A 22,379-nucleotide genomic window follows, 5' to 3' on the forward strand; every position below is an offset into this window, starting at 1 on the left:
CCTTGCGATTAAGAGCAAACTACCAAAATATCTGCAATAGGCGGCTCGTAATTAGTCTAGGTCTGTTCCTTGCACGTTTTTAAAAAAGAAGCCTATATTGACTACCTGCTGCTGCCCGCTTCACTTCTTCAATCCTCTACTCTACGACGCCGCCGCGGCTTTTGTTGCTGGTTTTCACGCAAGCGGCGACCGATTTCGTTAAAAAAATCCCGCCGCAGATAAGGATAATCGCTGATCCATAGGTCACGATTGGGAAAGTATATATCGCTGAATTCTTCAATACTGCTCAAATCTGGGCGATTTGACATCACTACCATTTCTGCAATTTGGCCGCGAGTAATAACTTTGTGGGCAGAACGTAATGGTGCTACAAACTCAATGCTAAATCCTGTATCATCACCCACCTCTAAGTTAATCTGTTTTTCTCGGTTTTCTACAATTACCAATTCGCCTTTGTTGTTGACTGTTTCGGTTTTACCCATCAACTGGTCTGTTATCCACCAATCTAGCACTCGACCACGGAAAAAGCCGCCATACTTATAACGGCGGCATTGCAAATTCCGCATACTTGCTTGAAACACTGGATACCACAGCCAAAAAAAAGCGCTAACTACCCCCAGCACAAATACTATTGAAGCAAACTCAAGCTTGAAAACGAATGTCACAAGCAAAATAACAACTACAGCAACTACAGAAATTAACAGCCGTTGCAAAAAATTTGAGAACTTCCCCCAGTAGTACTTATACTGCAAACCAGTGGCAATTAGGGGGACAACTTGTTCAAATTTCTGGCGAGTCAGTGGTAGTAACATGAGTACTGAGTGATGAATGCTGAGTAGTGTGTTTAAAGTTTAAAGTATCTTTTCTAATCCATATACTAACGACTTTAGCGCTAAGACTTTGCGAATCGCTATTAGCACTCCTGGCATATAACAAGCGCGATCGCTCGTATCATGTCGTAAAGTATAAATCTGTCCTGCTGCGCCAAAAATAACTTCCTGATGGGCAATCAATCCCGGTAAACGCACGCTATGAATTCTAATCCCTTCATCTGCTATACTGCCCCTAGCTCCTGATAATTTCTCCGTTTCTTTTACAAGAGCAGGGTTAAAAGTTTTACCCAATTCTCCTAATAACTGCGCCGTTTGAATGGCAGTACCACTGGGAGCATCAGCTTTTTGGTTGTGATGCAGTTCAATAATTTCCACATGGTCAAAATATTTGGAGGCTGCGACTGCGGCTTGTTGCAACAGTACCATACCAATGGAGAAGTTAGGAATAATTAGACAACCAGTGCTAGCTTTGTCAGCAAAGTCTGCCAAGTCTTGAATTTGTTCTGGACTTAACCCAGTAGTGCCGACTACAGGACGAATACCGTAGGCGATCGCACTACGAATATTGTCATAAACTGAATCAGGATGGGTAAAGTCTACAATCACCCCTGGAGGAGAGTGTCTGTCGCCAGCCACATACCCCAACATCGGTTCTAATTGATTGGTAATTGGCACTTCTAGGGGTTCGGTTAAACCTGCCAACTCTCCAGCGTCTTTATCTTGATGTTCCAAACTGTGGTCAATTGCACCCACTAGGTTTAAGTCAGGTGCTTGCGCCACCACCTTAATCACCTCACGGCCCATTTTACCAGCAGCACCGTTGACAATAACTGGGATAGGAGCTTGATTAGTCATATGTCGAGAAATACTTTTTGAGCCAACAAAGGAATTGTAAAGACTTTGGTGATCTAGTAGCTAGCTTTTCAAATCTCTGGCTTATTCCGACTACCCTGATTTATGCAGCTAATCGCTCAGTTTTTCTACCTCTAAAGCACATCGGTACTCTTTTTTATCCCATTATCTTAGCCAGTAAACCATTTTATCTTCTTTACTTCACTTACCACACCTCCAAAAATAATCCCATACAGTCCGTGATAAGTAGCTTTTTTAAAAGGCATTAGTATTTTTTTGTCAAGTACAGTTGACTATTTGTAAAAGCTTTAGACATTAATTCTGCGGGCATGATTATAGGCAATCTAAGCTAAATAAAAACCAGCAGTTTGAGTTCATACATAGATGGCGTTTCTGATGCTTTATATCGGCTGCGGCTTGGCTATAGAAAAAGCCAGCAAAAAAGAAACTACCCGCCTCAATATGGCTAACTCTAGCGATCGCTCCCCATCTATCCCCAGTCCCCAACTGCATCCTTCTCGTAGCAATCACTAATCTTAGTTTAATTTCTTTTCTACAGGGGACAGAATTGGTATGCCCGAATTCCATTATTTGCTGCGTGTATTAGCTTTGCCAATTATATAACCGTAAAGTTGAGTTTCGCGTTCGGGGGTAATTAGTGGCTGTCGCTCTTTTGTCGCCCAAATTAAGATGATAGTAAAGTCGCCACAGAGCCATATACGTACTGTTTATGATGGAATTTACTGCCTTTAGTATTCCCACAATGATTAAAAATCTTCTAGTCAGCTTGATCTGACTTAAGCTATTAGCCTTGGAATTCATTCCGAGGCGGGTAAGTGATGTCTATGACAAGCTACGCTTACGCATTTCACACCGCTTCATCAGTAAGGCGATACACCAGTAAGTATCTGCTGATATTTGGGCATCATCTAATGTGTCATCCGAAGCGTCCCGGTTGGTGGGAGAATAAAAACGAGAAATGATCCAAGCCTGGTGTTGTCTCCAGCCCAAAGGAATCTGTAGAAATGTGGAAACGAATTGTATTAATTTTGCTATTGGTGTTGAGCTTCAGCCTGAGTAATTCTGGTGTAGCGGTTGCGGCTGGACTCAAAAGCTTTGTAGACACTAGTGATGGCTATCAGTTTTTATATCCTAACGGCTGGTTGCAAGTTAAAGTTGCCAACGGGCCAGATGTGGTTTTCCACGATTTGATTGAGGTGTCTGAAAATGTTTCGGTTGTGATTAGCCCAGTTCCCGAAGGCAAAACTTTGTCAGAATTGGGAACCCCTACAGAAGTAGGATATAAGTTAGGAAAAGCAGCTCTTGCGCCTCCGGACTCTGGTCGTTCAGCTGAATTAGTCAATGCCGCACAGCGAGAAGTAGACGGTAAAACATACTACCTTTTAGAGTATGAGGTCAAACTCCCCAATCAACAGGAACGGCACAACATCGCCAGCGTCGCTGTTAGCCGTGGTAAACTTTTTACCTTCAACGCCTCAATTCCTGAAAAACGCTGGCAGAGAGTTAAACGAATGATTGATCAGGTTGTCAATTCTTTTTCTGTCTATTAAAGGGAATGGGGAATAAAGGATAGGGAATAGGGATAGAGAAGAAACTTAATCACTAATACCCAATTACCAATTTTGTCAGAAATCTCATGAAAATTCCACCTTTTGTACTTGCCTCAGCTTCCCCAGCCCGACGCCGCTTGCTGCAAACTGTTGGTATTGAACCGATAGTTCGACCAAGTGACTTTGATGAGTCGCAAATTGAACTAAGTGAACCAGCACAATTGGTCAAAACTCTTGCCCAGTACAAGGCAGAAACTGTAGCCCCGCAGTTTGAATCAGCTTTGATTATGGGTTGTGATTCAGTTTTGTCCATTAATGGTGAAATTTACGGCAAACCAGCAGACATCTCTGAAGCGATCGCTCGTTGGCAGATAATGCAAGGTAACTTTGGCGACTTGTACACAGGTCATGCCTTAATTGACCTTGACCAAAACCGCACCTTAGTCAAGCCTAAAGTCACAAGAGTTTACTTTGCTCAAATGAGCGACAAGGCCATTCAAGCCTACGTTGCCACAGGTGAACCCCTCAAGTGTGCTGGTGCCTTTGCCATTGAAGGTTTTGGTAGTTTCTTCGTGGAAAAAATCGCAGGCTGTCACAGCAATGTAATTGGGCTTAGTTTACCCCTGTTACGGCACATGCTAGAGGAATTTGGATACGATGTTACTGATTTCTGGCAATAGTCTTTTGGCTTTTGTCCAAAGTGAATAACCAATGCCCAATGCCCAATGCCCAATGCCCAATACGCTACCACAGGTTGTAGACTGGCCACTAGATCGCATTCCCAACTAGAATATGTCATTTACTTCTATACCCTCGCTGCGTGAGCAACAACATCCCCTAATTCGTCAGCTAGCTGATTGTATTGAGGCAGCTTGGCATCAGCACCTAGATTTATCGCCCTACCATTTACCTGATGAGTTGGGGTATGTGGAAGGTAGATTAGAAGGCGAAAAACTGACGATTGAAAACCGCTGCTATCAAACGCCCCAGTTCCGGAAAATGCACTTGGAACTGGCGAAAATTGGAAATATGCTGGATATTTTGCACTGCGTCATGTTTCCCCGTCCAGAATACAACCTGCCGATGTTTGGTTGCGATTTAGTTGGGGGTAGAGGTCAAATTAGTGCAGCGATCGCAGACCTTTCTCCAATCCAGTTAGAGCGCACCTTACCAGAATCTTATACTTCTGCACTGACACAGCTAACAGTGCTTAACTTTTCCCAACCTCGTGAATTACCTGAATGGGGAAATATTTTTTCGGATTTTTGCATCTTTGTCCGCCCCAGTTCCACAGAAGAAGAAACAATGTTTCTGTTGCGTGTGCGAGAATTTTTAGACATTCATTGCAACCAAGCGATCGCCTCACATCCTGTTTCAATTGAACAAGTCACACAAAATCTTGCCGGACAACAAAACTACTGCACCAAACAGCAACAAAACGATAAAACCCGCCGCGTACTAGAAAAAGCTTTTGGCCCAGCTTGGGCAGAACATTACATGACTACAGTTCTATTTGATTTGCCAAATTAAACGTCCCCCTCATCCCTTTCATCTCCTTCCAGACTCACAGTTCACCATCTGTAGGCTCTGTTACGTTTTCGCGTAACGGATAAATGTAGAATTCATTCAACAAGAGTTTAATGGAGCCCCAAAACAGCAACAGGGAGAGTAGTAAGGTTTTTGAAGCGAATATTACAAAATGGTTTGTTGTCTTGGTAGGTGCAAGCAACTATAGACAGCTAACTCATTGACCACAAAGTTTAGGAAACTCTAATGTTAGGAATGTTCAAGTTGACCTTGAGCGTTCGCATAGCGTCTGTCTGCGACACGCTGCGCGAACGCAGAGAAGCCGTTGGCGCAGCCTCTCGTAGAGAAGGGTCAACAGATATTTTTTAGTTAGTTAATCATTGATTGACTTAAGGAAGACTAATTTTTGTAGCAAGATTGTATCAAGCATTGGCAACAGTCTATTTTTAATGTTTTTTTTCAATTTTGTGGCTAATTGTAGCCGGAATGAATGTAGCAGTACAATACCGCATCATACCAATTTGGGATTTTGTGTAGAGACGTGATATGTCGCGTCTTTACATCTAGATTCATACTGCTTGTGAATTCTGCTCACTCCCATTGCACTCATGTCTCAATAATACTCAGAGTTATTGAATAGCCAGCTACTATAGTGCTTCTGGGTTTCAATACAAACTTAACAAGAACAGTCCCAACCCTTGTAGCGTTGGAGATGTAAGTAAGCCTCAAAGCCTGTCCTTTAGGAAAGAAGGGAAGTGAGGTTAGTGTATTGCATACAAACGAGCGATGCCTACGGCGGGCTACGCCTACGCTATAGAAAACACCATTTTGCAAAACCATAGTGTTGAGCGTTCATCACACAATGGATTTTAAGCCATACCCAGCTTTAAACCACTGTTGTTTGTCCTAAACGGCTGGCTGTTAATTAAAAACCCTTTTATTTTTACTTCCATCAGCACAATTCAGGTAAACGGGCAACATACTATGTCAAGGGTGACTGAAAAGCCAAAACCAAGTGAGCAGCCACTTAATCATGAACAACCTAAGATTTGGTGGGGTATCGCTGTAGCTGTGCCACTAGTAATCGCCGCTGGAATACTAGGTACAGCCAAAATCGAGCAATTGAGAAAACTAACTACATCCGTACCCGTAATGCCATCTACCAATAGCATTAGTGCTGTAGGGCGTTTGGAACCGCGAGGCGAAGTTGTTAAATTGTCCGCCCCAGCTTCAGGATTAGCACCATCGTCACGAATTCAGCAACTTCTGGTGAGAGAGGGTGAACAGGTAAAGCGAGGTCAAATTGTGGCAATTTTGGACAACCGCGATACGCAAATAGCCGGACTAGAAGAGGCAAAAGCCAAAGTGCAAGAAGCCAGTGCGAATTTAGCACAAATCAGAGCCGGATCTCCAAGAGATATTCAAGCCCAAAGAGCAGTTATTGCTCGCCTACAAGCGCAGTTTGTTGGTGAAAGGGATGCTCAACAAGCGACGATCGCGCGGGTTGCAGCCCAGTTTAGTGGGGATAAACTCGTTCAACAAGCAACTGTAAATCGCCTAGAAGCTGAACTCAGTGGGCAAAGAGAAGCTCTTAGAGCAACGCTTACACGTATTAAAGCCCAACAGCGTAATGCCCAAGTTGATGCCGGACGCTATGATTTTTTATACCGAGAAGGTGCGATTTCTCAGCAAGAACGGGATAGTAGACGCTTGAGTGCAGTAACTTCTAATCAGCAGGTTGCCGAAAGCCAAGCTACACTAAAGCAGACATTGGCAACCCTACGACAGCAAGTTGCTGAGGCTAGAGCTAACCAAATACAAAATTCAGCAACTTTGCAACAGCAGCTAATCGAAGCCAAAGTTAACCGTGACAAAACTTTAGCAACTTTGCAAAGACAAATCGATGAAGAAAAGGCCAAACTGAGCAAAATTTTAGATGTTAGTCCTACCAATGTGCAAGTAGCACAAGCCCAAGTTAGTAATGCGATCGCAAATGTCAGAAAAGCCGAAGCAGAACTGAGGTTGAGCTACGTTCAAGCACCAATTGCCGGAGAGATTTTAAAGGTTTACACCAAGTCAGGCGAAGCCATAGGTGCAAATGGCATTGCTGAAATTGGACAAACCAGTCAAATGTTTGTGATTGCTGAAATCCCCGAAGACAGTATTGGTAAAGTGCGTATTGGTCAAAACGCCACTATCACCAGCGATAATGGAGCATTTAGCGACGAATTAAAGGGAATTGTCACTGAAATTGGCAGAAAAATTGGTAAAAAAGATGTGCTAAATACAGATCCAGCAGCAGATGTGGATGCCAGAGTCGTAGAAGTGAAAATTGCTCTGCCTCCAGAAGATAGCCAGAAAGTTTCTGGTTTAACTTACGCCAAAGTTGTTGTCGAAATTAATAACTAATTAAGTTATAGGTGAGCAGTAACACCAATTTCTGATTTGATATTTTGGATTGAAAATATTCTTAAATAGACTGCTTAATCAATTTCAAATATTCTCTAAATTTGATCGAGCGTCACCCGAATGGATTCAAGTAAAAATCTAAAATCTAAAATCTAAAATCTAAAATTGTTAACCATGCTTGGATGCCTAAAAAATGAATCAAAAAATACCTCTGTCGTGGCTACAACTGACAAGAGAAAAAACTCGCCTAGCTGTGGCTTTGGCAGGAATTGCTTTCGCTGATATTTTAATGTTTATGCAACTCGGCTTCCGGGATGCTCTGTATTATAGTAACGTTCGATTTCATAGCAGCTTGCAGGGCGATATTGTTTTAATAAATAGTCAATCTAGCGCTGTTCTGGCGATGAGGAGCTTTTCTCAAAGACGGTTATATAAAGCTTTAGAGTTACCCGCAGTCCAATCAGTACATCCGATATATTTGGATTATACAACCTGGAAAAATCCTGTAACAGGACGTCCTCGTAGTATCCTTGTTTTTGGAATGAACCCAGAAATTAACCTAGTTAACTTACCTGGAGTTCAGGAGAATTTAGATAAACTCAAACTGCCTGATGTAGTTTTATATGACCGTTCTTCTCGGCTTGAATATGGGCCAATTGCTGCTAATTATGAACAAGGAAAGACTGTAACAGCAGAAGTGCGAAGGCGGCGAATTAAAGTAGGGGGACTATTTACATTAGGTGCATCATTTGGCGCAGATGGGAATTTAATTACGAGTGATATTAACTTTATGCGGATATTTCCCAATCGTCAGCAAGGATTAATTGATATTGGGCTGATTAGATTAAAACCGGGAGCAGATACTAGACTGGTTACTCAAGAATTACGAAAGTATTTACCTAAAGAGGTAAATGTTTTAACTAAGCAAGAATTTATTGATTTTGAGCGGAATTATTGGGCTAATAGTACAGCTATTGGGTTTATTTTCACATTAGGAACTGTCATGGGTTTCATAGTAGGGACTGTGATTGTTTATCAAATCCTTTATACAGAAGTTGCAGATCACTTAGCTGAGTATGCCACTCTCAAGGCAATAGGTTATACACAAAACTATTTATTGACAGTCATTATTCAAGAGGCTTTTTTATTAGCAGTTTTAGGATATTTTCCTGGAATTATTTTTGCTTTATTTATGTATAATACCGCCAGAGGAGCAACGCTTTTACCAGTTTTTATGAGTTTTGATCGTGCCGTAATGGTGTTAATTTTGACTATAATTATGTGCTTTGTTTCTGGTGCGATCGCAGTCCGAAAATTGCGTTCTGCCGATCCAGCAGATATCTTTTAGTTAATTCAATATTAATTAAAAGATATTATTGATAATCATAGTTTATGATTAATAATTAAGAAATCTTAGTTTTTGACATTTACTACTGTTGCGTCTTGTAATTGCTAACTTATAGCTAAGAAATTTATGATGAAAGAACCTGTGATTGCCATTAAAAACCTCAATCATTACTATGGCAAAGGCGCATTAAAAAAACAGATATTATTTGATATCAACCTAGAAATTTATTCTGGTGAAATTATAATCATGACTGGGCCATCAGGTTCAGGTAAAACAACATTACTGAGCTTAATTGGTGGTTTGCGCTCTGTACAAGAGGGAAGTTTGAAATTTTTAGATGAAGAACTATTTGGCGTCAGTCAAAACAAACTGGTGCAGATGCGACGCAGCATTGGTTATATTTTCCAAGCTCACAATTTGCTAGGGTTCTTGACTGCGAAGCAAAATGTGCAAATGGCGGTAGAATTGAATAATAATATTTCTCAAACAGAAGCAGTGGCTAAATCAAAAGCCATGTTGGGGTCTGTTGGTCTAGAAAAACAAGTTGATTACTACCCAGACAATCTTTCTGGTGGACAAAAACAAAGAATTGCGATCGCCCGTGCTTTAGTAAATCGTCCCCCACTGGTACTAGCAGACGAACCAACAGCTGCATTAGACAAACAATCTGGACGCGACGTTGTAGAAATAATGCAGAGTCTGGCCAAAAATCAGGGAACTACTATCTTATTAGTGACACACGACAACCGGATTTTAGACATAGCTGATCGCATCGTAGAAATGGAAGATGGTCTTTTAACCCGTAATTCCCCCAATGCAGCTATTGGGTTATGATTCCAAAGTCAGAAATCACAACTAATAACTAAGCTGTGACGCAAACAAACATTACCTATAGGAATCTGCTTTGATTTTTGAACTTACTTGGCTTAACAGGCAATAAACAACAGGAAAGAAGGCTTTTTGAGTTGTACGGAGTTTTTTCAAAAATAAAACATGAGTCTTATAAATATAGGACTTAGGCAAGAACTCTCTGAAACTCTTATTTCTCCGTATCGCGCCAGTTGCTACCCTACGGGAACGCTAAGAGCGTAGCTTGCTTCCCCGGAGGGGTACAAGTCTTTTAACCGCAAGAGCGCACTGGCTTCTCTGCGGACTCTGCGGTTTGATTTTCCGTTACCTGTGCGTAAGTCCTGATTTACTCGTAATACCAATTCTCTGTGTCTCGTTAAGAGTCTCCGACTGGGAATGCCTATGGGAGGCTACAAGACTTACGGTAGCAGCCCAATGAAGAGCGTTTCCAGCTAGAGGCTGGAAACTAACTTGACACCCATAAGCATTGCTGTGCCCCTACCAACGTATTTGTATATATTATGAACAAAAGTTTTATCTTACATTTAATTACGTCTACCTACTTAAAGCCATAATTTACTGTCTAGCCGAATCTGATTGTTTCATTCCAGGTGGCTTTGGCTGAGTTGGGGTATTTGGTTGACGACTAGTGCGAAAAGTCACATTCACGCCTTCATTCGATTGCTCCAGCACCAGTAGAGGCGTAGGTTTAGCCTTTTGATCCCAATGCATGGTAGCAATCCTACCTTGAATTATTGGTTGCCAACTATCTTCGTCTTCTATAGGGCTTAGGTAAGTTTCTATACAGTCAATAATTTGACTAATAGTCGCAGAACTTGCTTGCGTCGGTAACTTCGTCAACCGGATTTGAATCCGAAACAGAACTCGTTTGGCAGAGTTTGCTGGACTACCAGTCTCATACTCTACATCAAAAATTTCATCTACTTGCCGTCCAGCGTTATTAGCAATTCCGACTGATCCAAGTTGTGCTTGATTTGGCCGCAGGGCTTGAGAAACTTTTTCTTTGATCTGAATCTTCACTTGATTAAGGATTGCAAAATGAAACACCTCCTCTGACATCCGCATTCGCAGATAATCCAGGTTAAAGTCCCGTGAGTTGACCAAATCGGGATTAGTTTCCATTTTGCGAATTGTTTCCAGCGCCAGCTTAAACTTTTTTTCTAGTTCTCGCGCGCGGAATTGTTCAAACTTAAGTTTTTTCTCCAGCTTATTTATCTGGAGCTTACTATACACAATCAAGGCAATCACCGCTAAAGCCAGTCCTCCACAGGTTATCACCAATAATGGTGGCATTTGAGGATTACTTGCTGGCACTTCCTGGGATGCCTTTTTAGTCTTTGTCCCGGAGGATTGGGCAAGAAACATCGAAGTGGGCATGGTTGGAAACTGAAAAACTTGACTCCTGATGTTTAGGATGCCCAAATCTTCAATGCCATCTTGCTGTATCATGAATATTTTTTACAGCTTTTTACAAACCGCATATGTCCAAACATTTGAGCCTCTCTGCCCTGTCTGAGGTTTCATCTACTGCTTTGAGCAATATTCGTCTGATTGCCACAGATATGGATGGCACTCTAACTAGACGAGGAAAATTTACTCCCGCACTGCTGCAAGCTTTAGAGGATTTAGCGGCAGCTGACATAAAAGTGCTGATTGTCACAGGACGTTCTGCTGGGTGGGTAAATGGATTGAATAGCTTGATGCCAGTGGCAGGTGCTATGGCAGAAAATGGTGGTTTATACTTTCCGCCTGGGAACCAGAAACCAGTAGTCTTAACACCCATTCCTGATTTAGCTAAACATCGCCAGCACTTGGCTACAACTTTTGAGAATTTACAAACTAAATTTCCCCAAATCCAAGAATCTATTGATAATCGCTTTCGCATTACCGACTGGACTTTTGATGTAGCTGGTTTGAGTCAAGATGAACTACAAACCCTAGATAATCTTTGTCAACAAATGGGCTGGGGATTTACCTATAGCAACGTCCAGTGTCACATTAAACCCCAAGGGCAAGATAAAGCTGTGGGATTTTTGCAAGTATTGCGCGAATATTTGCCGCAGTACTCACCAGAACAAATTGTCACTGTTGGTGATAGTCCCAATGATGAAAGTTTATTTGATCGGCGTTATTTTCCTATTTCTGTAGGCGTGGCAAACGTGCTGGAATATGTGAATCAGTTGAAATATCACCCTGCTTACATTACCACTGCTGCTGAAGCGGAAGGATTTTGTGAGTTATCTAGTTATATTTTGAAAAGCTTGCACATTTCAACTTAGAGAGAAGTAGAGTTATTCTACAATAATCTTGTAGCACTGATTTTATAACCATGAGGGCTACTTTACCAGTTAGTGTCGAATCAGAAATCTTGTAGACCCCGATACTATTCAGTAACATGCAGGGTGTAAGTCCAGAAGTTGCTATAGCTACGCCCGTCGTAGGCATCGTCTCCAGATGACGTCCATTGGTTAGGCATTTGTAACAACTAGTTCTGAGAATGATAACAGGTTGCTACTATTGGTTATAGTCGATCGCCTTCCTTCCCAGTAACCACTTTTGGTAACGCGGGACGAAGTAGCAAGTTTTCCCTCTGGTGCGATCGCGATCGCCAAGCATGACTAATCATATAGATTTGTATAGGGATACAGGATAATCGCTTTTATTGGTGGCGTGGCTTGGTGGATTGCGGCGGTTAGAAACCGCATCCACACAGACAAAACACGCCTACGTGGGTTAAAAAAGCTTGATTTCCCATTAGCCCACAAAGGTGGGCTTCGTTTGTATCCCCGTAAACTCTGCAAATTTCATTCGCCCTGGCTCTTCGTTGACACAAGTGAGCTAGCTGTGCGCCCCTAAAAAAGATATGCTAGTTTGCTCAAGTCGGGGAATCGGCTCACACCACTGAAAACCGCTATAACTCTTCAGAATATGCTAACTTAGTATGGTTAACTAATCTCGCACATCTAAGAATTCGGGTGTTTCCCTGTTGGGAAATACGCTTGGATGGAGGTTTAACCCGAATCGGAGTTAGAAAATATATGCCAGTCGTTTCATTGGCTCAAATGATGGAGTCAGGGGTTCACTTTGGGCATCAAACCCGGCGTTGGAACCCAAAAATGTCTCCTTACATTTACACTTCCCGCAATGGTGTACACATCATTGACTTGGTGCAAACTGCCCAGTTGATGGATAATGCTTACAACTATATGCGATCGCACGCTGAACAAGGGAAGAAATTTCTTTTTGTTGGCACAAAGCGGCAAGCAGCTGGAATTATTGCCCAAGAAGCCAGCCGTTGTGGTTCCTACTATATTAACCAACGCTGGTTGGGCGGAATGTTGACCAACTGGGCAACCATCAAAACACGGGTAGACCGTCTAAAAGATTTAGAACGCCGTGAGGAAACTGGCGCACTAGATTTATTACCGAAAAAAGAAGCATCAATGCTACGTCGGGAAATGACGAAGCTTCAAAAATACTTGGGCGGCATTAAAACAATGCGGAAAGTACCCGATATCGTGGTAATTGTAGACCAACGGCGGGAATATAACGCAGTTCAAGAATGCCAAAAGCTGAATATTCCTATTGTGTCCATGCTGGATACAAACTGTGACCCAGATGTAGTAGATATCCCCATCCCAGCAAACGACGATGCTATCAGGTCAATTAAGCTGATAGTAGGAAAATTGGCGGATGCCATTTATGAAGGTCGTCACGGTCAGCTGGATACTGAAGAGTATGACGAAGATTACGAAGGCGGAGAGTATGACGAAGACTACGAAGAAACCGAATATACTGACGCCGTAATTCCTGACGAGGAAGAAGAGGAATAAGTCAACCAATTTTGGATTTTAGATTTGCAATTTTGGATTGACGCTGCCCCCAAGGCGACAGGGTTTAAGGATTTTAGATTTGCTTTCTTCGCAGCCTGTTCGAGTTTGTGTACTTCTAGGTTGAAGCAAGCTAGCAAGAGCGTCTGTCTGTGACACGCTGCGCGAACGTAGAGAGCATCTTTTAGATTAGTTCTGCCACGCCACTTGCTCTACTTGGGGAGACCCCTTGGCGCTAGCCTCTCCCTTTGGGAGAAGACCGCAGTGGCTTCACAAGGGACGGGGCATGAACCAAAAAATTCTTCTAATCCAAAATCCAAAATCCAAAATCTAAAATTGATCGTAAAGCAGGGGTGAAGTAAGTGTTCGAGGGAGGGCGGTTGCTTCTTGCAGAGTAGCAGCAACCGCCCTAACCTGCGGCAACTCGTAGGCTAAGGTAGAGGCAAAAAAACTCATACCTCATACTTTTGTACTTGATTATTTTTTCTCCCCCAGCCCTGAGTAAGATAGAAATACTCAACACCCGTGAGCGATTACAACTCGAGGTCAAGTTAGGAATTGAGGCAACATGGCGGAAATATCTGCAAAACTCGTCCAAGAGCTACGCCAAAAAACTGGTGCCGGCATTTTGGACTGCAAAAAGGCGCTGACAGAGACTGATGGTAACATAGAAGAAGCCGTAGACTGGCTACGGAAAAAGGGCATCTCTAAGGCGGGAACAAAAAGTGATCGCGTTGCGGCAGAAGGTCTAGTAGACACTTACATTCAGCCCGGTGGTAGAGTGGGTGTACTCATTGAAGTTAACTGCCAAACCGACTTTGTTGCTCGTAACGAGGCTTTCAAAGCTTTAGTTAAGAACCTGGCAAAGCAAGCAGCGACTGCTGATAGTGTTGAATCTTTGTTGGCTCAACACTATGCTGATAATCAAAGTGGGACTGTAGAAGAATTCATCAAGCAAACTATTGCCACCCTCGGTGAAAATATCCAAGTACGTCGCTTTGTCAACTTTGCACTAGCAGAAAGCACACAAGGTATAGTAGACAGCTACATTCACACTGGCGGTCGAGTTGGTGTATTGGTAGAACTGGGTTCTCAAACTGAGTCAGTGGCTGCTAATTCAGAGTTCCAAACCTTGGCACGAAACGCTGCAATGCAAGTTGCGGCTTGTCCAAATGTCGAGTATGTGAGCGTAGACCAAATCCCCGCTGAAATTGCCCAAAAGGAAAAAGACATTGAAATGGGCAAGGATGATTTGGCGAACAAGCCAGATAATATCAAAGAAAAGATTGTTCAGGGACGAATTGAAAAACGCCTGAAAGAATTGACCTTGCTCGATCAGCCTTACATTCGCGATCAAAGTATTTCCGTAGAAGACTTGGTGAAGCAAGTGAAGACGCAATTAGGCGAAGAGATTCAAGTGACTCGCTTTATCCGCTATATACTGGGCGAAGGCATTGAAAAGCAAGAAAGTAACTTTGCTGAAGAAGTCGCTGCACAAATGGGCGGGAAGTAATAATTAGTTAGGAGTTAGGAGAGACGCGATTAATCGCGTCTGTACAGGAGTTAGGAAGTTAGCTTCATAATTCATCATTCATAATTCTTAACTCCTAACTGCTTAAAAGACAGGTCAAGCAAATAGCCTGACCTGTCTTTTATTAGTAGAGACGCGAAATATCGCATTTAATTTAAAATCTAAAATCCTCTAGAAAGTTATCCTAAAATAAATTTGTACATTTGTACTATGCAATAGTTCATATGGGCAAGAACGAAAAGATATGGCAAGAGCAATCGAGCGAATTGAACGGGATATTGCAGCACTGAAAGAAGCGATTCAGGCGATCGCAGTAGAACTACAAAGCGCTTATGCTAGTTATCTAAACACCTTGGGGCTAGCTGTACGAAAACAGTTGATTCTGGCGAGTTACCACCTTTGTACTCAGGGATATCCCGAAAACTTTCTGCATTTATCATTGAATCAGCGCCAACAATTGCAACAAGCTATCCGTAAGTTGGGTCAACTGGCATCTGAGCAATTGCTCACTTGTATTAAAAGTGAGGAAGTAGGGGTAGATGGAACAGATGAGAAAGATGAGGGAGATGGAACAGATGAGGGAGTAACATCCTCCTCATCTGGTGTGATCCTGGGCACATCTACCCCTGAGCCTCATACCCCGGACACCTCTAGTCCTATAGAACTGGCAAAATGGCAACAGAATTTAGAAGAGGTTACGCAAGAGATACTGAAAAAACTTTCGCATGATGCTAATCTTTTATTACAAAAAGCTGGGATATTACCCAAAAAATTACCAGAACCGATTTTAGCAGCAGCGGCTGCGGCAGCATCAGAAGCATCTGCCGAGGTAATGCCAGGGCCACCCAACTTATTAAACTTAGTAATTGAAATTGAAAATGAGCAGCAGTCAGAAGATTCTGGACTGACGCAAATCATGGCTATTAACCTGCGGCTAGGGGAAATTGAATTTGCTGATGTCACACTCTCCTCTGAGCGCAGGCAAATCCGCAGTATCTTAGTTCAGCTAAACAAGCTAGGACGAGAGTATCAAAAGAAACATCGAGAAAGAGCGATCGCTGAAGCTGAAGCTGCATGGCGTGCTAGTTGGTTTGAATAAAGTTATGAGTTATGAATTATGAGTTATGAGTTATGAGTAATTTATTCCTAACTCCTGTACAGACGCGATTAATCGCGTCTCTACTCCTAACTCCTCACTCCTCACTCCTCACTCTGCTGATCAATGACTAATGAAAAACCAGATTGGATACGATTGCACAAAGCCTTGGCAATAGAAGCCGAACGTGGCTTTACAGACTTGATGGGCAGAGAATACCGCTTCAGCGAATTTCTCAGCCTAACTTTGGGCAAATTTCCTACATGCTTACCCCAAACTGAACGCCGCCGTTGGCAAGGGCTAGCGGTGCAATTTGCTAGTTATCCACATTTAGCACTGGAAGAAAGACAACATTTAGTAGCAGAGACTCGCAGGTATCTTTCCCAACTACAGCAAGAGGAGCAGGGGGAGCAGGGGGAGCAGAGGAGCAGGGGAGCAGGGGAGCAGGGGAAAAAAATCCAAAATCCAAAATCTCCAATTGTTGCTGAGGTGAGTCGAAGGCTTGCCCCGAAAATTGAGCAAAAACTCAGTGATTTACCAGAAATAGGCTTCAAAAAAGCTGATAATTTGGCACGGCTTGGTTTACACACCGTCCACGACTTGCTTTTCTACTATCCCCGTGACCACATTGATTATGCGCGTCAGGTAAATATCCGCGAGTTACAGGCAGGTGAGACAGTGACAATAGTGGCAACTGTGAAGCGTTGCAACTGCTTTACTAGCCCTAAAAATCAGAAATTATCAATTTTAGAACTGGTAGTAAAAGATAACAGTGGTCAAATCAAAATTGGTCGTTTTTACGCAGGTACACGCTTTAGCAGTCGGGCTTGGCAAGAAAGTTTAAAACGTCGTTATCCAGTAGGTAGTATTCTGGCGGCGTGTGGGTTGGTGAAAGAAAGTAAATACGGCTTGACACTGGATAATCCAGAACTAGAGGTTTTGGCAAATCCAGGAGATTCGATTGAGTCGCTGAATATTGGGCGGGTGGTGCCAATTTATGGACTGACTGAGGGTGTGGTGGCAAATACAGTGCGACAAGCGGTAATTGCTGCTTTGCCGGCTGCAACTTACCTGAAAGACCCTCTGCCAAATGGTTTGCGACAGAAGTATGGTTTGATGGAATTGAAAGATGCGATCGCTAATATCCACTTTCCCAGTGATAGCGCCGCCCTACAAGTTGCTCGTCGTCGCCTAGTCTTTGATGAATTTTTCTACCTACAACTTGGTTTACTGCAACGTCAGCAGCAAGCAAGGGCGATTCAAACCAGCGCCATCCTTGTCGCACGAGGCCAACTTGTAGAGAAATTCCACGAAATACTGCCTTTTCAACTCACTGGCGCACAGCAACGAGTTCTCAATGACATTCTCAACGATTTGCAAAAACCTGTGCCAATGAATCGTTTGGTACAAGGCGATGTCGGTTCTGGTAAAACGGTCGTCGCCGTGCTGGCTATCCTTGCAGCGATTCAATCTGGCTACCAAGCGGCGCTGATGGCTCCCACAGAAGTTTTGGCAGAACAACATTATCGCAAGTTAGTTAGCTGGTTTAACCTGCTGTATTTACCAGTGGAATTACTGACAGGTTCCACCAAAACTGCTAAACGAAGACAAATACATTCTCAGTTAGGAACTGGTGAATTGCCGCTGTTAGTGGGAACCCATGCCTTGATTCAAGACCCGGTAAACTTCCAGCAACTAGGGTTAGTGGTGATCGATGAACAGCATCGCTTTGGGGTAGAACAACGGGCGCGTTTACAGCAAAAAGGTGAACAACCACATGTGTTAACGATGACAGCTACCCCGATTCCCAGAACCTTAGCACTGACGATACACGGGGATTTGGATGTAAGCCAAATTGATGAGTTACCACCAGGACGGCAAAAGATTCAAACAACAGTATTGCCAGGTCAGCAACGCAACCATGCTTACGACCTCATCCGCCGAGAAATTGCCCAAGGTAGACAAGTTTACGTGGTTTTGCCGTTAGTGGAAGAATCAGAAAAACTGGATCTGCGATCGGCTGTGGAGGAGCATCAAAAGTTACAAGAAAGCGTTTTTCCCGACTTTCAAGTAGGGCTGCTGCATGGTCGCATGAGTTCAGCGGATAAGGATGAAGCGATTACTAAATTCCGTGATAACCAAACGCAAATTTTAGTTTCTACTACCGTTGTTGAGGTTGGTGTAGACGTACCTAACGCTACAGTAATGCTCATTGAAAATGCAGAGCGATTTGGCTTATCACAACTGCATCAACTGCGGGGGCGTGTCGGTCGTGGCGCGGCTCAGTCCTACTGTCTGTTGATGAGCAGTTCTAGGAGTCCTGATGCTCAACAACGGTTGAAAGTGTTGGAACAATCTCAGGATGGCTTTTTTATATCTGAAATGGATATGCGTTTTCGCGGGCCAGGGCAAGTACTAGGAACTCGTCAATCTGGAGTGCCAGATTTTACGTTAGCCAGCTTGGTTGAAGATGAAGAAGTTTTACTTTTGGCACGGCAAGCAGCAGAGAAAATTATAGAGATGGATGTTACTTTAGAGCGTTGGTATTTGATGAAAGAAGAGTTGAAATATAGATATGAGCGCTTAATGGGTGGGGCGATTTTGACTTAGATTTAGCGCAAACTCGATTTAATCGTAGCTCAATCTCCGCAGGAAACTGCGGAATTCTCCGGGTTGGAAAATTCTTCGGTAATCTTCTGGAATACGACCGGGATCTGGATCTTCTTTGGTTGGTAGTCTTGTAAAGATATATTGGCACTCTAACCCTCTTAATTTAGTTGCAGTTGTTATCTCCACATCTTGAATATAACCACCTGTTAGACAAGCACCAAATAGATCAGCATTATCTAATTTTGTTTTAATCAGCTTAGTTCTTGATAAATCAGTCTGTCGTAAATTAGCTTCGCTGAGATTAGTATTAATGAAACTGGCATCAGCTAAATTGGCTTGCTGTAAGTTGATTCCTTGTAAATTTAGATTATCAAAGTTTTGATCCTGCCCGATGCCAGTAATCACTAGCTGCTGTATCTGGGGAAATTGAAGGTAGCTATTTTCTACGCAAGCAAGGTAGAGTTTTTGTGCGTGAAACCATATAGTTCTTGTCAGGTTGGCATCTCTGAAATCGGCATTTGTGAGGGTTGCTTCGGTGAAATTGGCATCAGTTAAATTAGCACCTTGGAAGCTAGTACCTCCTTGGGCTGCAAAGGTAATGGCTAAATCGCAGATAGAGGTAAATTTCTTGTCCTTGACTAAGGCTCGCCAACCAATATAAGTTCCTAATAGCAAAATTGAGCCAGCTAAAATGGTTCCGACTACAACAGAGATTTGAAAAGACCACAGCTTAAAACTTAGAGCGGGTAGAAAAGGAATGGCGAATAAAGCTATAACCACTGCACCAACGATTAGAGGCAGGGTTCCAGCTAAAGTCCAGCCTATCGCAATCGCTTTACTATCAGCTTCAGCCCAAGTTAAATTAACAGTAATAGCTATGGTGATAATCGTTGCCCAACCAATTATTGCAGCGAGGATTGAAATTTCCATAATCACCATAAATACTCTAAATATTATCCATGAATTGCTTGAAGGACTTGCCCAAAATAGAGTGAACAATATAGCGATCGCAGTAGGTATTATTAGAGTTCCGATAAAAGCCCCCGGTAAGGAAGCAACTCCAGAGAGCATCAAAGGGATAATGAAAGAAGTAGCAATAACTATAGCCAAAATCGCACTTAAGGGTACTATCCAAGCTACTTGTGCAACTGGAGTCTGATTGACAATCAAAATTACACCTGTAACCAGAGTAATAATTACAGCAAAGATGCTAACGATAGCTAAAATCCTAGACAATCTCTTAACCCGATTGCCAACCCAAATTAGTCCTAAAGCCAAAACTGTCGCAATTACAGCTAAAGCCACAATTACGGTGACAGGGACAGAAGATTTTCCCATAAAGAAAGCAGCAGTTAAAATTAACGTTACAGCTACTCCAGCTAACGCCGTCCACCAACTCACAATTTTACCCGTCATCACTCTAGCTAAGGCTAAAGCTAAAATTAAAGCAATGCCAGCAGAAGTGATAGGAAGAATAAGATTTGACTTATTGCTATTAAACCAGCCCCAAACCCAAACAAAAAGAAAAATTAAACTTGCAGCGAATAAAAATGAACCAAATAAAGCTAAAGCACCTGCACTCCAAACAGGTTTCAGATTTCTATTAAGGGTTGTGATGCAGAGAATTAGAAACAATAGGGGGCTCATTGAGCCAACAGCAGTGTAAATAATTTCCTCATTTTGGAGCGGTAAAGCATCTAAAGCTAGGTACAGAGAAAACGATGCCAGAGAACTAACTAGGGTAGTAATTAGTCCCAATATAATAAGCAGCAGTAAAGAAAACAAGATTATCCCACTTGCCCAACGCCGTTGTAAGCCCGTTGTTGCACGGCTAAAGTTTGCCCCAATCAGGGTGGCATTCGTAAAATCGGTACTACGGATGTCGGCATTACTAAAATTTGCGCCCGTCAGGTCTTGACCTTTGAAGGAACGACCTCGTAGATTTTTACTGCTATAGTCTTGCCCCACTGTCAAGGGAGATTGGGCTGAATGGCTCTGCACTGCTTCAGGAATGGGTAAATCTACCCCCGCGATTTGAATCTTTCCCCCTTCAGTAACTTGCGCCAAATGTTCTGCCGCGATTTGAATCTTGCCCCGCGCCCAACTATCCATCCCACGGGCATAGACTAATAGCGGCTCTAATCCCGCTTCTGCTAAAGGTTCGGCAAAGGTTTTCACCAGTGAAGCCATCCGCACCAATTCAGCCTTATCAGACGATACTGAGCCTATAGAATCTAATCCCAATTGCTGAAAAGCTAAAGCTACTTCCTGGGCAGCTTTTCCTGGTTTTGTATAAGCTAAGACTGTCCATTGTTGAGCTTGGGCAAAGTCCCGCAAATCGGGATCATTACTGTGCAACTGCTTCCGCACGTATTCCAACAAAAAGTCAGACAGTTCCTGAATACGTTTCTGACCAAAATTTTCCTTGGCTTGTAGTCGTTTTAGCAGTTCATCCCGGACTGCTTCATCCATCTCATAGAGTTCTTGTCCGACTTCGTTACATAAACTAGACAGCAGAATATCCGAGACAGCAATCCAAGGAAGATTGAGATGTTTACCGTTAATATCTTGTTGAAAGTTCGCCCAGAGGCGATAGAGTAAATCGGGGGTAAGGGCGAGAGGGAAAGCGGCATGATAAGCCAGATATAAGTGTGACTGACCAAATCGTTTTTCAAAAGAGGCAATTTTTCGGCTGGCAGTTTTTGATCGCCTTTCAGAACTTTTTCTATCCTCTTGAATCATCGCTTTCTTACCACCTGTGCTGTCGGTTTTCCTCGTAATACATCGATCGCCTGAGTTAAACCTTGGCGACTGAGTTCAAACATGGGAACTATTTTGGCAACTTCCCCGGCTGTTCCCGTCCAGCGATCGCGTGGCAGGGGATTGAGCCAAGCGATGTGACGTAATTTTTGCCGAAGTTGGTCTAGAAATTCAGTTGTCAAATCCAGGCGTTCTCGATTGAAAGTACCACGAGCCGCCCCAGCATCGCTGAAAATCAAAATTTCTGCATATTCAGGATGAAGTTTTGCCAGAACGTCACTAATTGGCTCGGCGACTTGGTGATAGGAATCGTGGTAGAGATGTTGACTGGGGCAATTATGGAAATAATAGATACCCGCTTTACCCAGTCGCCCCCCGTGAATTGCTGTCTCGGCTAGGCGTTCTGACAGAGAATGAAAAGGAGCCATCGAGCCATCTTGATCCACTAGCAATAGCAGTTCATTCCGATTCACTCGACGGGGTTTGAATACAGGGTGAAGCAACATTCCCTGGCGGCTCATTTGCTCAACCGTTGCTTCCACATCGAGTTCAATGGAAGGACCTTCGCGAATAAATCGGCGCAGATATCGCCAGCTTTGTTTCATTTGCCGACCTGTCATCGGAAAGTATTCATTGGACTCTGTAAAGGAACTTAAGAGCATATTAGTATCTTGGCGAGTTCCCTGATGGATAGCTTGAGCCACTTGCACTTCATCTTTGATATCTTGATTTAAAGCGGAAATAGTGCTTGGTGTTTCTTCATTGCGCTGAGGCAGAGGAGGAAAATCATGCGGTTTGGCGTTGCGTTCGGCAATCAATCGGGCAAGGACATATCCTCCCGGTAACACCAAGGCGACCAAAGAACCGTTAATGTAACCAAACATAATCAGCCAGTTGATTAATCTTTTCTGAAATTCTTTAAAACTTTTGTTGGATATCAAATTAAAGGTTTGAGTATCGCTTTTACCCGTAGCTTTATTGGTAACTTGCAACCGTACCTCACTACTTATGCTAACTGTTACTATAAACTGCCTATTGGGACTGAATCTGATGTCACTAATATTGTTGAGATTGCCAAAGTTTGTTAACTGTTTGCCCTGAATGTCCCACAAACGAGCCGTCCCGTCATCTAATTTCGTGAC

Annotated in this window: 18 protein-coding genes and 2 pseudogenes; 13 read left to right on the forward strand and 7 right to left on the reverse strand. The window is 42.9% G+C overall.

All coding sequences use genetic code 11. The features are described 5' to 3' along the window. Positions 1-128: 128 nt before the first annotated feature. Both V7K48_RS02390 and dapB read right to left on the reverse strand, forming a co-directional pair. Complete coding sequence (locus V7K48_RS02390; protein ID WP_335069241.1) at positions 129-812, reverse strand: phosphate ABC transporter permease; 684 nt, start codon at positions 810-812, stop codon at positions 129-131. Positions 813-851: 39 nt separating this feature from the next. Then, complete coding sequence (gene dapB, locus V7K48_RS02395; RefSeq protein ID WP_335069243.1) at positions 852-1,688, reverse strand: 4-hydroxy-tetrahydrodipicolinate reductase; 837 nt, start codon at positions 1,686-1,688, stop codon at positions 852-854. Positions 1,689-2,069: 381 nt separating this feature from the next. Between dapB and V7K48_RS02400 the strand changes: the two genes are divergently transcribed. Next, on the forward strand, positions 2,070-2,219 hold the full coding sequence (locus V7K48_RS02400) for a hypothetical protein (RefSeq protein ID WP_335069245.1): 150 nt from the start codon (positions 2,070-2,072) through the stop codon (positions 2,217-2,219). A gap of 68 nt (positions 2,220-2,287) precedes the next feature. On the opposite strand, the pseudogene V7K48_RS02405 reads toward V7K48_RS02400, so the two are convergent. Both V7K48_RS02405 and V7K48_RS02410 read right to left on the reverse strand, forming a co-directional pair. After that, positions 2,288-2,402: pseudogene (locus V7K48_RS02405) on the reverse strand (IS200/IS605 family transposase); the annotation flags it as partial. Positions 2,403-2,528: 126 nt separating this feature from the next. Next, positions 2,529-2,696: a hypothetical protein gene (locus V7K48_RS02410; RefSeq protein ID WP_335069247.1), complete on the reverse strand. Its 168-nt coding sequence runs from the start codon at positions 2,694-2,696 to the stop codon at positions 2,529-2,531. A gap of 14 nt (positions 2,697-2,710) precedes the next feature. On the opposite strand from V7K48_RS02410, the gene psbP reads away from it, so the two are divergent. The 7 genes from psbP to V7K48_RS02445 all read left to right on the forward strand — a co-directional run bounded on the left by psbP (position 2,711) and on the right by V7K48_RS02445 (position 9,374). Beyond that, complete coding sequence (gene psbP, locus V7K48_RS02415; RefSeq protein ID WP_335069250.1) at positions 2,711-3,256, forward strand: photosystem II reaction center PsbP; 546 nt, start codon at positions 2,711-2,713, stop codon at positions 3,254-3,256. A gap of 86 nt (positions 3,257-3,342) precedes the next feature. Continuing rightward, positions 3,343-3,936 (forward strand): Maf family protein, encoded by a 594-nt coding sequence (locus V7K48_RS02420; RefSeq protein ID WP_335069252.1) that lies wholly within the window; start codon positions 3,343-3,345, stop codon positions 3,934-3,936. Positions 3,937-4,048: 112 nt separating this feature from the next. Then, positions 4,049-4,786, forward strand: a complete 738-nt coding sequence (locus tag V7K48_RS02425) for a phycocyanobilin:ferredoxin oxidoreductase (RefSeq protein WP_335069255.1) — start codon at positions 4,049-4,051, stop codon at positions 4,784-4,786. A 243-nt stretch (positions 4,787-5,029) separates the two neighbouring features. Then, positions 5,030-5,152, forward strand: a complete 123-nt coding sequence (locus V7K48_RS02430; protein ID WP_335069257.1) for a hypothetical protein — start codon at positions 5,030-5,032, stop codon at positions 5,150-5,152. A gap of 615 nt (positions 5,153-5,767) precedes the next feature. Next, positions 5,768-7,192, forward strand: coding sequence for an HlyD family efflux transporter periplasmic adaptor subunit (locus V7K48_RS02435; protein WP_335069259.1), 1,425 nt, complete (start codon positions 5,768-5,770; stop codon positions 7,190-7,192). A 193-nt stretch (positions 7,193-7,385) separates the two neighbouring features. Further along, positions 7,386-8,540, forward strand: coding sequence for an ABC transporter permease DevC (devC, locus tag V7K48_RS02440; protein ID WP_335069261.1), 1,155 nt, complete (start codon positions 7,386-7,388; stop codon positions 8,538-8,540). 126 nt (positions 8,541-8,666) lie between these two features. Beyond that, positions 8,667-9,374, forward strand: coding sequence for a DevA family ABC transporter ATP-binding protein (locus tag V7K48_RS02445; protein ID WP_335069263.1), 708 nt, complete (start codon positions 8,667-8,669; stop codon positions 9,372-9,374). Positions 9,375-9,965: 591 nt separating this feature from the next. Here the strand turns inward: V7K48_RS02445 and V7K48_RS02450 are convergent. Next, positions 9,966-10,787, reverse strand: coding sequence for a hypothetical protein (locus V7K48_RS02450; protein WP_335069285.1), 822 nt, complete (start codon positions 10,785-10,787; stop codon positions 9,966-9,968). A 104-nt stretch (positions 10,788-10,891) separates the two neighbouring features. Between V7K48_RS02450 and V7K48_RS02455 the strand changes: the two genes are divergently transcribed. From V7K48_RS02455 to recG, 5 genes are all read left to right on the forward strand, one after another. Next, positions 10,892-11,689 (forward strand): HAD family hydrolase, encoded by a 798-nt coding sequence (locus tag V7K48_RS02455; RefSeq protein WP_335069265.1) that lies wholly within the window; start codon positions 10,892-10,894, stop codon positions 11,687-11,689. A 759-nt stretch (positions 11,690-12,448) separates the two neighbouring features. Then, positions 12,449-13,243, forward strand: coding sequence for a 30S ribosomal protein S2 (rpsB, locus tag V7K48_RS02460; RefSeq protein ID WP_335069267.1), 795 nt, complete (start codon positions 12,449-12,451; stop codon positions 13,241-13,243). 565 nt (positions 13,244-13,808) lie between these two features. Then, positions 13,809-14,753, forward strand: coding sequence for a translation elongation factor Ts (gene tsf / locus V7K48_RS02465; RefSeq protein ID WP_335069269.1), 945 nt, complete (start codon positions 13,809-13,811; stop codon positions 14,751-14,753). A gap of 262 nt (positions 14,754-15,015) precedes the next feature. Continuing rightward, complete coding sequence (locus V7K48_RS02470; protein WP_335069271.1) at positions 15,016-15,870, forward strand: hypothetical protein; 855 nt, start codon at positions 15,016-15,018, stop codon at positions 15,868-15,870. A gap of 123 nt (positions 15,871-15,993) precedes the next feature. Further along, positions 15,994-18,477, forward strand: a complete 2,484-nt coding sequence (gene recG / locus V7K48_RS02475; RefSeq protein WP_335069273.1) for an ATP-dependent DNA helicase RecG — start codon at positions 15,994-15,996, stop codon at positions 18,475-18,477. An 18-nt stretch (positions 18,478-18,495) separates the two neighbouring features. Here the strand turns inward: recG and V7K48_RS02480 are convergent, their stop codons facing one another. Both V7K48_RS02480 and V7K48_RS02485 read right to left on the reverse strand, forming a co-directional pair. Beyond that, positions 18,496-21,219, reverse strand: a complete 2,724-nt coding sequence (locus V7K48_RS02480) for a pentapeptide repeat-containing protein (protein ID WP_335069275.1) — start codon at positions 21,217-21,219, stop codon at positions 18,496-18,498. Then, positions 21,216-22,379: pseudogene (locus V7K48_RS02485) on the reverse strand (hypothetical protein); the annotation flags it as partial. The pseudogene V7K48_RS02485 and the gene V7K48_RS02480, both read right to left, overlap by 4 nt.

The sequence above is a fragment of the Nostoc sp. genome (assembly GCF_036919615.1).
In the GTDB taxonomy this organism is placed as follows: Bacteria; Cyanobacteriota; Cyanobacteriia; order Cyanobacteriales; family Nostocaceae; genus Nostoc.